The 16,541-nt window shown below is 39.5% G+C and carries 12 protein-coding genes; all 12 read left to right on the top strand.

The features are described 5' to 3' along the window. Positions 1–203: 203 nt before the first annotated feature. The 12 genes from alaS to FAZ25_RS00585 all read left to right on the top strand — a co-directional run bounded on the left by alaS (position 204) and on the right by FAZ25_RS00585 (position 16,512). On the top strand, positions 204–2,888 hold the full coding sequence (gene alaS / locus FAZ25_RS00640; RefSeq protein WP_146973228.1) for an alanine--tRNA ligase: 2,685 nt from the start codon (positions 204–206) through the stop codon (positions 2,886–2,888). 106 nt (positions 2,889–2,994) lie between these two features. Next, complete coding sequence (locus FAZ25_RS00635; protein ID WP_004903140.1) at positions 2,995–3,246, top strand: IreB family regulatory phosphoprotein; 252 nt, start codon at positions 2,995–2,997, stop codon at positions 3,244–3,246. After that, the gene (gene ruvX, locus FAZ25_RS00630) at positions 3,246–3,677 is read left to right on the top strand and encodes a Holliday junction resolvase RuvX (RefSeq protein ID WP_004903139.1); all 432 of its coding nucleotides are present in this window, start codon (positions 3,246–3,248) and stop codon (positions 3,675–3,677) included. The genes FAZ25_RS00635 and ruvX overlap by 1 nt, the downstream gene beginning before the upstream one ends. Before the next feature lie 103 nt (positions 3,678–3,780). Next, positions 3,781–4,077 (top strand): DUF1292 domain-containing protein, encoded by a 297-nt coding sequence (locus FAZ25_RS00625; RefSeq protein ID WP_004903137.1) that lies wholly within the window; start codon positions 3,781–3,783, stop codon positions 4,075–4,077. A gap of 181 nt (positions 4,078–4,258) precedes the next feature. Then, positions 4,259–5,731 carry a cytochrome ubiquinol oxidase subunit I gene (locus tag FAZ25_RS00620; protein WP_004903135.1) on the top strand — a complete coding sequence of 491 codons (1,473 nt, stop codon included), beginning with the start codon at positions 4,259–4,261 and terminating at the stop codon, positions 5,729–5,731. After that, positions 5,731–6,744 carry a cytochrome d ubiquinol oxidase subunit II gene (gene cydB, locus FAZ25_RS00615; protein ID WP_004903133.1) on the top strand — a complete coding sequence of 338 codons (1,014 nt, stop codon included), beginning with the start codon at positions 5,731–5,733 and terminating at the stop codon, positions 6,742–6,744. The genes FAZ25_RS00620 and cydB overlap by 1 nt, the downstream gene beginning before the upstream one ends. 81 nt (positions 6,745–6,825) lie before the next feature. Beyond that, on the top strand, positions 6,826–8,553 hold the full coding sequence (gene cydD, locus FAZ25_RS00610; RefSeq protein ID WP_004903130.1) for a thiol reductant ABC exporter subunit CydD: 1,728 nt from the start codon (positions 6,826–6,828) through the stop codon (positions 8,551–8,553). Then, positions 8,550–10,274 carry a thiol reductant ABC exporter subunit CydC gene (gene cydC / locus FAZ25_RS00605; protein WP_146973221.1) on the top strand — a complete coding sequence of 575 codons (1,725 nt, stop codon included), beginning with the start codon at positions 8,550–8,552 and terminating at the stop codon, positions 10,272–10,274. The genes cydD and cydC overlap by 4 nt, the downstream gene beginning before the upstream one ends. After that, positions 10,275–10,904, top strand: coding sequence for a glycoside hydrolase family 73 protein (locus FAZ25_RS00600; RefSeq protein ID WP_004903126.1), 630 nt, complete (start codon positions 10,275–10,277; stop codon positions 10,902–10,904). A 101-nt stretch (positions 10,905–11,005) separates the two neighbouring features. Then, the gene (gene pcrA / locus FAZ25_RS00595) at positions 11,006–13,255 is read left to right on the top strand and encodes a DNA helicase PcrA (protein ID WP_004908963.1); all 2,250 of its coding nucleotides are present in this window, start codon (positions 11,006–11,008) and stop codon (positions 13,253–13,255) included. A gap of 72 nt (positions 13,256–13,327) precedes the next feature. Next, on the top strand, positions 13,328–15,373 hold the full coding sequence (gene ligA / locus FAZ25_RS00590) for an NAD-dependent DNA ligase LigA (RefSeq protein WP_040176669.1): 2,046 nt from the start codon (positions 13,328–13,330) through the stop codon (positions 15,371–15,373). Further along, a complete protein-coding gene (locus FAZ25_RS00585; RefSeq protein WP_004903119.1) occupies positions 15,370–16,512 on the top strand; it encodes a CamS family sex pheromone protein in 1,143 nt (380 codons plus the stop codon). Before ligA ends, FAZ25_RS00585 begins: the two co-directional genes overlap by 4 nt. Positions 16,513–16,541: the final 29 nt, after the last annotated feature.

Here is a 16,541-nt window from a genome sequence, read left to right as displayed (position 1 = left end):
TGTGTTGGTTGATGAAAAACACACAACGTTAATTTTACGCTCCCAGATCATGATTGTGTCTGAAAAGATGCCGCGACTCAGCGTTATGAGCTTATGAAGGTAAAGATGAAAGATCATTACAAATTGCGGTGGTACCACGGTCACGCGTCCGCACTTTGTTTTGGTCTTTTTATATTTTTAACCAACTAAAGGAGAAATTAGTGATGAAAGAACTCACGTCATCAGAAGTCCGTCAGATGTTTTTGGACTTTTTTGCATCAAAAGGGCATGAAATTGTGCCATCAAAAAATCTAATCCCGCAAGATGATCCAACGTTATTATGGATTAACTCGGGCGTAGCGACTTTGAAAAAGTATTTCGATGGTTCGGTCATACCCAAAAATCCGCGTATTACTAATGCCCAGAAGGCGATTCGTACAAACGATATTGAAAATGTCGGTAAAACAGCACGTCACCATACATTATTTGAAATGATGGGTAATTTTTCTGTTGGTGATTATTTTAAAGCAGAAGTAATACCATGGGCTTGGGAGTTATTAACCAGTCCTGAATGGTATGGCTTAGACAAAGATTTACTCTATGTCACAGTCTACCCTAAAGACCAAGAAGCAAAAAAGATTTGGCTAGAAAAAACAGATTTGCCTGAAGGCCATATCTATGAAGTGGAAGATAACTTTTGGGATATTGGTGAAGGGCCTTCAGGACCAGATTCAGAAATTTTCTTCGACCGTGGGCCTGCTTTTCAAAATTTGCCTGACAATGATCCTGAAATGTATCCAGGTGGTGAAAATGAACGTTACTTGGAAATATGGAATATTGTTTTTTCCCAGTTCAATCATTTGCCTGGTTTAACTGATAATGCACAATATCCTGAATTACCACATAAAAATATTGATACGGGTATGGGATTAGAACGTCTCGTATCAGTATTCCAGAACGGCCGTACAAATTTTGACACTGATCTCTTCTTGCCAATTATCCGTGCAACTGAAAAAATGTCGCCCGACTATACTTACGATGCGACAAAAGATTCAGAAAGTAATACAAGTTTTAAAGTGATTGCTGATCACATTCGGGCCATCACATTTGCTATTGGTGACGGAGCGTTACCTGCCAATGAAGGTCGTGGCTATGTCATTCGTCGTTTATTACGTCGCGCAGTTTTGCATGGACAAAAATTAGGTATTCAAGGTGAATTCCTAACCAAGTTAGTCCCAATCGTTGCTGAGATTATGCAGAGTTATTACCCTGAAATTGCTGATAACACTGAAAAAATTCAAAAGACCATTGCTGCCGAAGAAAAACGCTTTAATGCTACACTCACAGGTGGTTTGTCATTACTAAATGATGTTATAGCAAAGGCAAAAGCATCAGGACAACAAGTGATTTCGGGCGCAGATGCTTTCAAGTTATCTGATACGTATGGTTTTCCACTTGAGTTGACACAAGAGCAAGCTGCAGATGAAGGCTTGACTGTTGATGTAGTCGGTTTCAATGACGCATTGCAAGCACAGCGTACTAGGGCTCGTGCTGCGCGTTCCAATGATAAATCAATGGGGGTTCAAAATGCAGTTCTGACAGACTTAAAAGTGCCATCAGATTATATTGGTTGGTCTGAAACAGAGGTGTCAAATGCAGCAATTGTCGCGATTATAGGTCATGATAACCAAGGCGTGGATGCGCTACTCGCAAGTGCTGAGCCGGGAGATAGTGTACAACTGGTGTTTGATAAGACGCCATTTTATGCAGAGATGGGTGGACAAGTTGCCGATCAAGGTGAGGTTTTGAACAAGCAAGGTGAGGTTGTCGCTCACGTTACTGATACCCAAAGCGCACCTAATGGGCAACATGTGCATACCGTCGAAGTAGTGACTTCATTTAAGTTGGGCGACCAGGTCGCGTTAAAAGTTAATTTAGCAAGACATGTGGCCATCTCGAAAAATCATACAGCAACACATCTGTTAGACCAAACGTTACGTAATGTGATAGGTGGCGATGTTCATCAAGCTGGTTCCTTAGTTGAACCAGAATATTTGCGTTTTGATTTTACTCATGAAGGGCCTGTTTCTGAACAAAATCTTGAAAAAATCGAAACTATGGTTAACCAAGTAATTGCCAATAATTTACCAATTACATGGGTAGAGACTGATATCGAGAGTGCAAAAAAAATGGGTGCAGTCGCTGTCTTTGGTGAAAAATATGGCGATGTTGTTCGTGTGGTATCTATCGGTGATTTCAACAAAGAATTTGACGGTGGTACTCATGCACAAACTACCGCAGAACTCGGTTTGTTTAAAATTGTGTCAGAGTCTGGTATTGGTGCTGGTGTAAGACGCATTGAAGCGGTTACGGGTCTCGCAGCATTATCTCAATTTAAAGCAGAAGAACAAGCATTAAAGGTAATTGCTGACAGTTTGAAAGCACAAAAGCTAACGGATGCACCAGCTAAAGTTGAAGATTTACAGGTTGAGATAAAAACCCTACAACGTCATTTGACCTCTGTGGAAGCACAACTTGCTAACGCAGCAGCTCAAGATGTCTTTAAAGATGTTAAAACGCAAAATGGTTATCAATACATCACAGCGCAACTCCAAGTATCAGGTATGGATGGTTTACGACAAGTCGTTGATACATGGCGTGAAAACTATCCATCAGACGTATTAGTGTTGGCAACTCACGTTGATGACAAAGTGAGTTTAATTGTTGCAGCTTCACCAGAAGCCAACAAAAAAGGATTTAAGGCCGGTGATTTAATCAAAGCAATTGCGCCAAAGATAGGTGGTGGTGGCGGTGGCCGTCCAGATATGGCGCAAGCTGGTGGTAAAAATCCTGCGGGTATTAACGATGCATTCATTGCAGTATCAACATTTCTTGACGAGCTAGCTTAACGTATCTTTTTATCTTATTGTTATGTATTTGTCATAATAATTAGGTAAAATAGTACTAGGACGGTATATTAGTTATTAAAAAATTAGGAAGAAAGGAGCGTGTACGATGTCAGTAGGAGATGAAACAACCATATTTGATTTTGGTAACCAGATGCCAAAAGATATTCATGACACATTAGAGATAGTATATAATGCGTTAGAAGAAAAGGGCTATAACCCAATTAATCAGATTGTTGGTTACTTAATGTCTGGTGATCCAGCATATATTCCGCGCTTAAATGACGCACGTAACTTGATTAAGCGTCACGAACGTGACGAAATCATTGAGGAACTTGTACGCGTCTATTTAAAAAAGTAATGCGATTATTAGGATTAGATGTAGGGAGCCGTACGGTTGGTGTAGCGGTAAGTGACCCCATGGGCTGGACAGCTCAAGGTGTTGAAATTATTCGCATTAATGAAGATGAAAAAGAGTTCGGCTTAGCTCGTCTCGGTGAAATCATTAAAGAGAAGCAGGCCAAGGGTGTTGTCGTTGGTTTGCCAAAAAATATGAATAACTCAGAAGGTCCTCGTGCTGAAGCAGCGCGACAATATGCGCAAATGGTCGAAGACCAATTTAACTTGCCAACTGATTTTCAAGATGAGCGTTTGACAACTGTTCAAGCTGAACGCATGCTGGTTGAAGAAGCAGATGTGTCTCGTAAAAAGCGAAAACAAGTGATTGATAAAATTGCAGCTGAATTTATCTTGCAAAATTATTTAGATGCTAATGGCCCACTCACTAAATAGATGAAAACAACATTTCGCACAGAAATGTTGTTTTTACGTTATAATATAGATACACTTTGAAGGGAATAAATTAGTGACGCTTAAGTGACTAATACTTAAAATCATGACAAATAACGACGATGTTCAAAAAATTACCTTGATAGATGAAAATGGGGATGAAGCTTTATATGAAGTTTTATTTACGTTTCACTCTGAAGAATATAGCAAAGACTACATTTTGTTAGTCCCAGAGGGTGTAGAAGAGGATGAAGAGGTTGATATTCAAGCTTATATCTTCCATCCTGATAGTAATGGGGATGCTACTGAAGAAGATCTCATCCAAATTGAAGATGATAAAGAATGGGATATGGTTGAAGAAGTACTCAATACATTCCTAGCTGATGACTCAAATTTTGCATAAAGGTTAAAAAAACGCCATTTGCGTTTTTTTTGTTACAAAATTTTAACAACATCTTAGTTTATCAAGTGATAAACTAGATATTAGAGAAGGCAATAATAATGTCTTGAATATTTAAGTTGTGCCCATAATAACACATCAATCTCGTTGATTATTGTGTATTATGGGTACGTTGGAGGAACAAATGGTTACTTTAGTAGGGATTTTAGATCTCGCACGTTTCCAATTCGCAATGACAACGATATTCCACTTTTTCTTTGTGCCAATGTCGATTGGTTTAGGGGTTGTTGTGTCAATCATGGAAACAATGTATGTTATCAAAAAAGATGAGATATACAAAAAAATGGCGCAATTTTGGGGTAAAATTTTCCTATTGAGTTTTGCCGTCGGCGTTGTGACTGGTTTGATACAAGAATTTCAATTTGGTATGAATTGGTCTGAATATTCGCGCTATGTTGGTGATATCTTCGGGTCATTATTGGCGATTGAAGCGTTGGTTGCTTTCTTTGCAGAATCAACATTTATTGGTCTTTGGTCGTTTACATGGGATCGCTTCAAGCCAAGTATTCATGTTCTGTTTATTTGGATAACAACCATTGGGTCGGCTATCTCATCACTGTGGATTTTAGCTGCCAATTCGTTTATGCAAAACCCAGTTGGTTATGCTATTGATAACCACATGGGACGTGCCGAATTAAAGAGTTTTGGTGCTTTGCTATCAAATAGGCAACTCTGGGTTGAGTTTCCACACGTTGTTGTGGGTACGCTAGTTACTGCCGGTTTCTTAGTGGCTGGTATGTCTGCCTTCAAACTGTTGAAATTGAAGAAAAACGACAAGGAAGTATTGTTTTTCCGTAAATCAATTAATATTGCTTTAATTGTTGGTTTAGTTGGTGTCGTTGGGGCGTTGGCTACTGGTGACAAGCATGCATTTGAATTACAATCGATGCAACCTATGAAATATGCTGCTATGGAAGGTGTTGATAAAACAATCACATCGTCTGAACGTAAGGATAAGGCACAACCGTGGTCACTGATTTCGGTTACAAACCCGGATACACATAAAGTGATTGCACGTATTGAAATTCCATATGTTCTGTCTATTTTGGGTAATCATTCTTTGACAGGTGGAAACACAACAGGTACAACTGAACTTGAAAAGCAACTCGAAAAGCAATACGGTAAAACGCACGGGGATATTAAAAATTATTATGTCCCTGAAAATACATTGTTCTACGCTTTCCGTGTCATGGCAGTCGGCGCAGGTGGCTTAATGATGCTTGGCCTTGTCGCATTATGGATGAATCGTCGTAAAACACAACTTATCCACACCCAGCGTTGGTTCCTTTGGATATTAGGAATTGCGACCTTTGTACCATTTATCATTAATACAGCAGGTTGGCTAGTGACGGAATTAGGACGGTATCCTTGGGTTGTTTATGGCTTAATGCCAATTAGTGCTGCTGTCTCACCAAATGTATCTGTCCTGTCATTGTTGATTTCAAATATCATCTACTTCCTGACTTTTGCAACGTTAGGCGGAATCATGATTTGGCTGTCACGCCGTGTGCTACATGCAGGACCAAATGCAGAGGAAACAGAAGAATTATCACCTAGTGACCCTTATGATAATTTAGCAAAGGGGGCTGAAGCTTAATGACTATTTTAGAAATTATATGGTTTGTATTGATTGGTGTCTTGTGGGCAGGGTTCTTTTTCTTAGAAGGCTTTGACTTTGGTATTGGCATGCAATTTGCGTTAAATGCCAGAGATCAAAAAGATCGTGAAGCGCTTTACCAAGCTATTGGTCCTAATTGGGATGCTAACGAAGTGTGGTTGGTTACAGCAGGTGGTGCAACTTTTGCTGCCTTTCCAGCATGGTATGCCTCTCTTTTCTCAGGCTTCTATCTCATGTTGTTCATTGTTTTATTGTCTTTGATTTATCGTGGTGTATCATTTGAATTCCGTGAACATATGCCAACCATTCAAGGCACACAACTTTGGGAACGATTAATCGCGCTAACATCATTTTTAGTACCGTTTTTCTTGGGTATGATTTTTACAGCCATGGTCTCAGGTATGCCAATTGATGCTCGGGGTAATCTTTCTGCCGGTTTCTTTGATTATGTGACACCCTTTTCCTTAGTTGGTGGTGTTGCGGTATCATTGATGAGTTATGTTCATGGGTTGAATTATACACGATTGCGAATTGATGGTAAGTTGAGAACACGTGCACTAAAACAGTTAGAGTATCTGTATCCAATTTTATTGGCAGGTGAAGCATTGTTTGCTGTGTTACTATTCTTCTATACTGATTTTATTCAAACGCAAACTGTATGGACATTAAGTATCTTAGTCGTCATTGTTTTGACCACAGTTATCGGTTGGCTCTTGGCAATCAAACAGAAAATGGAAAAATTGCCGTTTGTGTTGTCTGGCTTAACTTTAGTTGAAGTTGTTGTCTTACTCTTTGTTGGCCTTTTCCCACGAGTCATGGTTGCCAACAATCCGTTACACACACTCAACATCATGAACACGTCGTCTTCCACTTATACTTTGAAAGTAATGACAATCGTTGTCGTTACAGCTTTGCCGGTAACCCTTGGTTACCAAATCTGGAGCTTCTGGGTTTTCCGCAAGCGCATTGTCTCTCATAAAGTAGTTGAATAAAACGGCAAAAAACGTTTACAATTAAGTAGACGTTTTTTGTTTTAAAATAGCAGTATGATAAACGAATTTAGGAATAATTAAATGATAGATAAAAGGCTATTTAAATTAAAAGGCATTATTGGTATATTAGTTGGTTTGGTTATGATGACCGGTATTCAAGCTTTAGCTATCTTAGCCCAAGGCATTTTTATGGCAATTGCGATTGTCAATTTGTGGCAGGGTAAAGCGATTAGTCAAACGACATCAGCAATTGCTTTTTTTGCAATTGCTTTTGTTGTACGTCAATTATTGGTTGTATTTAAGAATCACTATATGTCAAAATATGCGGATGAGGCAGTTGAAACTTATCGGCAACAACTATTAACTAAATATACAGCTTTGGGTTCAACATTAACGATTGAGCAGGGAACTGGTAATGCTGTGACAACACTTGGTGCAGGGTTAGATAATGTAAAAAATTATTTCCAGTTATTGTTAATTAAAGTATTTGATTTGGGTATTATTCCCTGGTTAATCTTACTTTATATTTTCTACATCAAATGGGAACAAGGCTTATTCTTACTACTCATATTTCCAGTCATCATTTTATTTTTTGTCATTTTAGGTTTAGCAGCACAAAGTAAAGCTGATGCAGAATTTGCTAACTTTAAAAATCTGAATAACCGTTTTGTCGATGCGTTAAGAGGGTTACCGACATTAAAACAATTGGGTTTAGCTGACTCTTACAGTGATGAAATTTATGATATTTCTGAGGACTATCGTAAAACAACTATGCGCACTTTGCGTATTGCAATGACTTCGACCTTTGCTTTGGATTTTTTTACAACGCTCTCTATTGCGGTTGTTGCTGTTTTTTTAGGATTTGATTTATTAGATGGTCATATGACTTTGTTGCCAGCGTTGACGATTTTGATTTTAGCACCAGAATACTTTTTGCCATTACGGAACTTTTCTGATGATTATCATGCAACTTTGAATGGGAAAAATGCCTTAACAGATGTCTTATCAATGATTGAACGGCCAGATATTGCTGATCAAAATGTGCTTACGCTAGATGCATGGACGAGTGACAGTCAATTAACTTTACAAGATATGTCATTTAGCTATACTGAGGGCGAACCAATGCTGAAGGCTATTAATATCGAAGCGACTGGATATCAAAAAATTGCTATTGTTGGTGAAAGTGGTTCGGGAAAATCGACATTGCTAAGTGTCATTGGTGGCTTTTTGCAACCCAGCGATGGTAAAATAAGCATCAATCACCAAACCTTACCACACTTAGCGCAAAAGGACTGGCAATCACAATTTTTCTATATGCCACAACAACCTTATATTTTTCATGAGACTTTAAAAAAGAATATTACTTTTTATGCACCTGATGTCAGTGACAAGCTAATCGAGCGTGCAGTGACACAAGCTGGCTTGGCACCATTTGTGGCAGAATTGCCTGATGGCTTAGATACAATGATGGGTGAAAGCGGGCGACAGGTGTCCGGTGGTCAAGCACAACGTATTGCATTGGCCAGACTATTGTTAGACACACAACGAAAAGTCTTACTATTTGATGAACCAACTGCGCATTTAGATGTTGAAACAGAATATGACTTGAAGCAAACGATGGCACCTATTTTAGCGTCTCATCTTGTTTTCTTTGCAACGCATCGATTACATTGGTTAGATCAGATGGATTACGTTCTTGTGATGCACAATGGTGTCATAGTGGAACAAGGCGAGCCTAATAAATTATTAGCAGACACGGAAAGTGCTTTAAATCAACTACGTTCTGAATTGAGAGGCGCGTCATCATGAAAGTAAAAAAAATGCTGCAACAAGATAGATGGCTTGTACCATTTTTAAAACAGCAAAAAACAGGTTTGTTTTGGTCCATTATTTTAAGTTTTATGACTATTTTTGCTGCTGCTGGCTTGATGTTTATTTCTGGCTATTTAATCTCACGTGCAGCGCAACGGCCAGATAACATTTTACTGATTTATGTCCCTATCGTCTTGACACGTGGCTTTGGTATTGCAAGACCAATTTTTCGATATGCACAGCGGTTAGTATCTCATAACTGGGTGTTGCGATTTGTATCAAAATCACGTCAACGTTTGTATGATAGTGTTGCCAGTTCAGCTAGTAAAATCCGTGGTCAGCTACAAACAGGTGAAGTTCTCAGCTTATTGGCTGATGATTTGGATCGCTTACAAAATCTGTACCTAAGAACAATATTTCCCTTAGGCGCAGGAATTCTACTCTATCTATTCGTTGCCATTGGCTTTGGTGTTGTTAACTGGTTATTTATGTTATGGTGGTTCGTCATGTTAGCGGTGATTATGATTATTGTGCCACTCTTAAGTCTGTTAGCTAATCGATCACGGGTTCACCGGCAAAAGCAATTGCAAGCGCAACTTTACACCGATGCAACTGATGCAATCTTAGGTTTACAGGATTGGATATCATCCGGACGACAACGAGATCTTGTGACTTACCAAGGGCGAGTGATGGCTGATTTAGCGGCAACTAAGAATAACAGTATGCATTTTGGCTGGTGGCGTGATTTTCTAATTCAAATGCTATCGCTAATTTTAGTGATTACCACTTTATTTTGGGCTGGCGCACAATTCTCAAATAATCATATTGCTATCAATTTTATTGCTGCCTTTACTTTGGCTGTTTTTCCTTTGGTTGATAGCTTTCTTGGTGTTAATCAGGGCGTCAGTGAATCGTCATTTTATGAAGATAGTATCAAACGATTGAATGCACTACCTGAAAATACAATCAAAGCAACACCACATCTTGATGTGACAGATGAAACCGTTGCTTTGAAAAATGTTACTTTTAAATATGATGATAAAACGATTATTCGTCAACTTAATCTAACAGTTGTACCTGGTCAAAAGATTGCTCTGTTAGGACGTTCTGGTTCCGGGAAAACGACGTTGTTAAAGTTAATTACCGGTGATATTTTACCAGTGAGTGGTCAAGTCACAATTGGCGGTCATGATGTCAGCGCTTTACAACAACAGCTCTCTCAATTAGTAGCGGTATTAGACCAACAAGCTTATTTATTTGATACCAGCATTTTGAACAATGTGCGTATGAGCAATCTCTCAGCGACAGATGAGCAAATCAAAATTGCTATTCAACAAGCGGGATTGCAGCCTTTAATTGACCGATTGCCTGGTGGCTATAACACATCTATGCAAGAAGCAGGCACACGTTTTTCTGGTGGTGAGCGCCAACGTTTTGCTTTGGCACGTATTTTACTGCAAGATGCACCAATAGTCATCTTAGATGAACCCACCGTGAGTTTAGATCCTAAAACAGAGCATGAGGTGTTACAGCAAATATTTACTGTATTAGCAGATCGCACAATTATCTGGGTGACACATCATTTGACGGGTATTTGGGCAGTTGATCAAGTTTATTTTCTTGAAAAAGGGCAATTTACTTTGTCGGGGACACCTACTGATTTAGCAAAAAATGCAACACACTTTCAACAACTATTAGCAATGGATGATTTGGGTTAAATGGCAAAAAGAAAAAGACGTGGCAAAAAGAAAATATTTCGTTTGAATCTCTGGTTATGGATAAGCAGTATTTTAGTGTTGGCAATTGGCGCAACTTTTTGGTCGCAAACACTAATATACAACAAAGAAAATGCACAAGGACAAGACGTTGTGCGTCAACAAAAAATAGCTTGGATTAATCAACTAGCACCATATGCGCGATTAATGCAAGAAAAGTACGGTGTGATTGCGTCAATTAGTATCGCGCAGGCTATTTTAGAGTCAGATTGGCATACTTCGACGCTATCGACACAGTATAATAATTTATTCGGCATTAAAGCTGACGCAGGGCAAAAAAGTGTTGTTTTACCAACCCAGGAGTTTCAAAATGGCGAATGGGTCACTATTCAAGGGCGCTTTGCAGCTTATGATTCATGGCAAGAGAGTATGAAGGCGCATGCTGAATTACTTTATCATGGCACGAGTTGGAATGCGGCCCAATATCAGCATGTTTTAGCGGCCAAAGACTATCAGGCAGCAGCTAATGCATTGACAAAAGATGGGTATGCCACTGATCCAACTTATGCAGAAAAGCTCATCGCAATTATTCAGACGTGGCATTTGTCGCGCTTTGATGTACCACAAAAATAAAAACGGAAATGTTCCGTTTTTTTATTTTCTCTAATACGAACGTTTGTTCATATTCAAATCTGTTATAATAATAAGAGTTAATTTACACTTTAGGAGCACACATGTCAGTAGAAACACTCACCAATGGAATGAATAATAAACAAGCTGAAGCAGTTCAGACAACAGAAGGGCCACTCTTAATTATGGCCGGTGCCGGTTCTGGTAAAACACGTGTTTTGACACATCGGATTGCCCACCTAGTACAAGACCTTAATGTTTTTCCGTGGCGTATTTTAGCGATTACTTTTACCAATAAAGCAGCGCGTGAAATGCGTGAAAGAATTGCGGCATTGTTGTCTGAAGATGTTGCTCGTGATATTTGGGTGTCAACTTTTCATGCTCTAGCGGTGCGAATTTTACGTCGGGACGGCGAAGCTATTGGGTTAGCAAAGAATTTTACAATTATTGATACCAGTGCACAGCGCACATTAATGAAACGGGTGATTAATGATTTGAATCTGGATACAAATCAGTACGATCCACGCACAATCCTAGGCATGATTTCCAACGCAAAAAATGACATGTTGCGACCACGTGATTATGCTAAAGCTGCTGATAATGCTTTTCAAGAAACTGTGGCAGAGGTCTATACTGCTTACCAAGCTGAATTAAAGCGTTCTCAAAGTGTTGATTTTGATGACTTAATCATGCTCACTATTGACCTTTTTCAATCAGCGCCAGAAGTGTTAGCGCGCTATCAGCAACAGTTTGAATACCTGCATGTTGATGAATATCAGGATACCAATGATGCCCAATATACAATTGTTAATTTATTAGCGCAACGCTCTAAAAATTTGGCCGTTGTCGGTGATGCCGACCAGTCAATCTATGGTTGGCGTGGGGCAAATATGAATAATATTTTGAATTTCGAAAAAGATTATCCAAATGCCCATACAGTTATGTTAGAGCAAAATTACCGTTCAACGCAAAATATTTTAGACGCAGCCAATGCAGTCATTAATCATAATAATGAACGTGTACCTAAAAAATTGTGGACTGAAAACGGTAAAGGCGATCAAATTACATATTACCGTGCACAGACAGAGCATGATGAAGCAAATTTTATTTTGTCAAATATACAGCAGTTACGTGAGACGAAACATATGGCTTATAGTGATTTTGCAGTGCTTTATCGGACAAATGCGCAGTCGCGTAATATAGAAGAATCACTTGTTAAGGCTAATATGCCTTATAGTATGGTCGGCGGTCATAAATTCTACGAACGTAAAGAAATCTTAGATATTATGGCTTACATGAGTTTAATTACTAATCCAGATGATAATGCTGCTTTTGAGCGGGTTGTTAATGAGCCAAAGCGCGGATTAGGGGCGACATCCTTAACTCGGTTACGGGAATTGGCTAATCGCTTAAATGTATCTTATATGAAAGCCATTGAAAGTATCGAATTAGCACCATCTATTACAACAAAGGCAGCAAGTAAGTTTTTGACTTTTGCTGAAATGATGCATAATTTACGCCAACAATCAGAATTTTTAAATGTAACTGAATTAACAGAACTTGTCATGACGCAGTCTGGTTACCGGCAAATGTTAGCCGAGAAAAATGATCCTGATAGTCAAGCGCGTTTGGAAAACTTAGAAGAATTCTTGTCTGTGACTAAAGAGTTTGATGATAAATATCAACCAGAAGATCCCGAGTCTATCGACCCAGTGACGGATTTTCTTGGCACGACTGCTTTGATGAGTGATTTGGACGACTTTGAAGAGGGTGATGGTGCAGTTACTTTGATGACATTACATGCTGCCAAAGGGTTGGAATTTCCTGTGGTATTCTTAATTGGTCTAGAGGAAGGTATTTTTCCTCTATCACGTGCCATGATGGATGAAGATTTATTGGAAGAGGAGCGTCGCTTGGCATATGTTGGCATTACGCGTGCTATGAAAAAGCTGTTTTTAACGAATGCTTTTTCAAGATTACTATACGGGCGTACCCAAGCCAACGAGCCGTCGCGTTTTATTGCTGAAATTTCACCAGAACTATTGGAAACAGCGTATTCTGGTCTATCACGAGACAAGACACAGAAAAAAACCTTGCCATTTGACCGTAAAATGCAGCGTGCAACAGCAACAACATATCAGGCGACACCGGTCACTAAAATTACAAATGGTGTTACCGGCGGCGATCAAACTTCATGGTCGACTGGTGATAAGGTATCACATAAAAAATGGGGCGTTGGCACAGTAATTTCAGTGTCTGGTCGTGCTGATGATCAAGAATTAAAAGTAGCTTTTCCATCTGAAGGGGTGAAGCAGTTATTAGCGGCTTTTGCCCCAATTCAGAAAGTGGACTAGGCTAGGCTTCTGAATTGTATGAGACAATTTTAGGACCACTTTTATATCATTGTGATGAAATTAGGAAAAAATATGTTACCAGAATTTACACCAGTGAATAATTTAACCACGCAGATGGCACAGCAAGAAATTGCCACTTTGCAAAAAAGACTTACCGATTATGGTGTAGCATACTATGAAGAAGATGCGCCACTTGTTGAAGATTACATTTATGACGCGTTTTATGCTCGGCTAGTGTTACTAGAAGCACAGTTTCCACAGTTTGTGACACCTGATTCGCCAACACAAAATGTTGGTGGCGCAAAAGTTAAATCAGGATTGGCAAAAGTTGTTCATCCGGCACCAATGCTATCGTTAGGGGACGTTTTTAGTTTAGAGGAGTTGCAAGAATGGGATGAACGGACAACAAAAACTTTGGGTTTTCAATCTGAATATAATTTAGAGTTGAAAATTGATGGTTTAGCTGTCGCACTAACTTACGTTGATGGTAAACTTGTACAAGCTTCTACGCGTGGTAATGGTAGTATTGGAGAAGATGTTACGGCGAATGTGAAAACAATTCGTAGTATTCCTCAAACGCTAACTGAGCCAATAACCATTGAGGTGCGTGGCGAAATTTATATGCCCAAATCAAGTTTTGCAACCTTAAACAAACAGCGTGAGGCTGATGGGTTAGAGCCCTTCGCTAATCCACGTAATGCTGCAGCGGGTTCGCTAAGACAATTAAACGTTGCTATCACGAAAAAACGTGAGTTATCAGCTTTTGTTTACTATACAGCTGATCCAGATGCCATTGGGGTAACAACACAGAGCGGTGCTCTAGAGCGCTTTGCAGCGCTTGGTTTACCAACGGATGACCATAACCGTGTCATCGCCAAAATGGCTGATATTGATGCCTATATTGCTGAGTATACCTCGCAACGTGAGCGATTGGCTTATGGCATAGATGGTGTGGTTGTTAAAGTCAATCACTTAGACAATCAACTCGATTTAGGACACACTGTTAAAATTCCACGTTGGGCAATTGCTTATAAATTTCCACCCGAAGAGGCTTTGACTGTTGTGCGTGACATCGAATGGACAGTCGGCCGTACTGGGGCAGTTACCCCTACTGCTGTGATGGATCCAGTCCAATTAGCCGGCACAACTGTGCAGCGCGCTAGCTTGCACAATCCAGATTATTTGAATGCCAAAGACATTCGAATAGGAGACACAGTAACTTTGCATAAAGCTGGCGATATTATTCCAGAAATTGGACAAGTGCTGTTAGCTGAGCGACCAGCAAATAATCAGGTATATGATATCCCAACATTTTGTCCGGCATGTCACTCAGAGTTAGTGCACTTAGATGGGGAAGTGGCCTTGAGATGCATTAACCCATTTTGTGTGGCACAAATCCAAGAAAAGCTCACACATTTTGCTTCTCGCAATGCCATGAATATTGATGGTATGGGTCCTAGAGTTGTTAGTCAGTTGCTCAAGGCCAATTATATTCAAGATGTGGCTTCGATATATCGTCTTCAGGAAACACAACTGCTTTCTTTAGACAAGTTTAAAGAAAAATCTGTGACCAATCTTTTATCTGCAATTACGACGTCAAAAAGTAATTCGTTAGAACGTTTGCTTTTTGGCTTGGGTATTCGGATGGTTGGTGCTAAGGCCGCAAGACTGATTGCAGAAAAATTTAAAACGTTACAAGCCATAGCTGATGCATCAGTAATCGATATTGCTAGTATTGCGGGTATTGGTGAAACAATTGCGCTTTCAGTGGTACAATATTTTAAAACACCTGAAGCCAAGCAATTGCTGATTGAATTACAAGAAGCTGGTGTCAACCAAACCTACTTATCTGATGTCATCGTTGATGAAACGTCATTTTTCTATGGTAAAAAGATTGTTTTAACTGGTAAACTAGAAAAGGGTAGTCGTACCGAAGCAACAAAGTGGCTACAAGATCATGGTGCACAGGTCACGGGGTCAGTTTCAGCCAAGACAGACCTGTTGATTGCTGGTGAAGACGCCGGTAGTAAATTAGATAAGGCTAATGCGCTTGGTGTGACAGTTTGGGATGAGCAGGCGTTTATTGAAGCACAAGCAAAAGAGGGTACTGATAAATGAGAAAAATTGGTTTTCGCGGTTATATGGTAATTGCAGTAGGTATTTTAATTCTTACTGTCGGGGGACTCTATTTTTTTAATATGAACCGTGTGTCACCGACTGCAACCAAAAAAGCAAGCGGTGTCCAAATTACACAGAGTACGCCAGGACAATATCAGACAGTGATTAAAGATGGCAGGTATTTAGTTAGTGCTGCGCGTGGTATTACAGCAACTTCCGAACCCAATCAGCTAGATGTTAAGCACTTTGAGTCCAGTTTACTCGAGTTGTCAAAAAGTCAGTTTAAGCCAGCACAATATATTTTTCAAGAGGGACAATATTTAACAGCTGATACAGTGACTAATTTATTGGCACGCCAAAGCAATGATAATCCAAATGGCTTGAACCCTGAAGATAATGGAAAGACCGACGACTCACGTAATCCAACCTATGTACAGACATTAACGGAACAAGATTTTATGTCAAAGCAAGGTAACGACTTAAAACTATCCGGTATGGTTATTGGCGTGGCGATGAACACCCAAGATCAGTATCAAAAAGAAAAGTATGGTGCTAATTATACGCAAAACATTTCTGATGCAGACCGTGTAGCCTATGGCAAAAAAATAGCGCCAAAAATCATCGCACAGGTGAGGGCGCAATCAGGCGTATCTGACAGTACCCCGATTGTTATCGCAATGTATGCTAATTCGCCAGCTGACTCTTTGGCGCCCGGTGGTTTTTACGCTGAAGCTAAGAGCTCACATGGAGACACTTTGAGTGATTGGACGACCATTAGCGACAAATCAATTGTTTTACCTAAAGAAGCCACAGATACATCTAAATTAGGTAGTGATGAAAATAGTGGTTTTGCAAACTTTAAAAACGATATTGCTAATTTTTTCCCTAATATTGCTGGCGCAACAGCAGTTGCTAATTTTAAGTCTGGTACATTGACACGTCTAGATGTAAAAGTGAATACGCAGTTCTATTCTCAAACAGAAATCGAAAGTTTTACAACATATGTATCCCAGTCCGCTCTTAAATTCTTACCAAGTAATGTACCAGTCCGTATTGTGGTTCAAACGGCTAATGAATTGCAGGCGATTCTCATCCGCAATGCTAACGATAAAACATTCACAGTAACAGTATTAAATTAAGCATAGTCTAGCTATGCTTTTTTGTATAT

The sequence above is a fragment of the Leuconostoc sp. LN180020 genome, assembly GCF_014844115.1.
Taxonomy (GTDB): Bacteria; Bacillota; Bacilli; order Lactobacillales; family Lactobacillaceae; genus Leuconostoc; species Leuconostoc citreum.
The sequence above is the reverse complement of the archived record's forward strand: the minus strand, read 5'-3'. Positions and strand labels throughout refer to the sequence as shown.

What these genes read in the sequence shown, in the direction of transcription:
- alaS (WP_146973228.1), top strand. Translation starts at nt 204, where the DNA reads ATGAAAGAACTCACGTCATCAGAAGTCCGTCAGATGTTTTTGGACTTT.
- FAZ25_RS00635 (WP_004903140.1), top strand. Translation starts at nt 2,995, where the DNA reads ATGTCAGTAGGAGATGAAACAACCATATTTGATTTTGGTAACCAGATG.
- ruvX (WP_004903139.1), top strand. Translation starts at nt 3,246, where the DNA reads ATGCGATTATTAGGATTAGATGTAGGGAGCCGTACGGTTGGTGTAGCG.
- FAZ25_RS00625 (WP_004903137.1), top strand. Translation starts at nt 3,781, where the DNA reads ATGACAAATAACGACGATGTTCAAAAAATTACCTTGATAGATGAAAAT.
- FAZ25_RS00620 (WP_004903135.1), top strand. Translation starts at nt 4,259, where the DNA reads ATGGTTACTTTAGTAGGGATTTTAGATCTCGCACGTTTCCAATTCGCA.
- cydB (WP_004903133.1), top strand. Translation starts at nt 5,731, where the DNA reads ATGACTATTTTAGAAATTATATGGTTTGTATTGATTGGTGTCTTGTGG.
- cydD (WP_004903130.1), top strand. Translation starts at nt 6,826, where the DNA reads ATGATAGATAAAAGGCTATTTAAATTAAAAGGCATTATTGGTATATTA.
- cydC (WP_146973221.1), top strand. Translation starts at nt 8,550, where the DNA reads ATGAAAGTAAAAAAAATGCTGCAACAAGATAGATGGCTTGTACCATTT.
- FAZ25_RS00600 (WP_004903126.1), top strand. Translation starts at nt 10,275, where the DNA reads ATGGCAAAAAGAAAAAGACGTGGCAAAAAGAAAATATTTCGTTTGAAT.
- pcrA (WP_004908963.1), top strand. Translation starts at nt 11,006, where the DNA reads ATGTCAGTAGAAACACTCACCAATGGAATGAATAATAAACAAGCTGAA.
- ligA (WP_040176669.1), top strand. Translation starts at nt 13,328, where the DNA reads ATGTTACCAGAATTTACACCAGTGAATAATTTAACCACGCAGATGGCA.
- FAZ25_RS00585 (WP_004903119.1), top strand. Translation starts at nt 15,370, where the DNA reads ATGAGAAAAATTGGTTTTCGCGGTTATATGGTAATTGCAGTAGGTATT.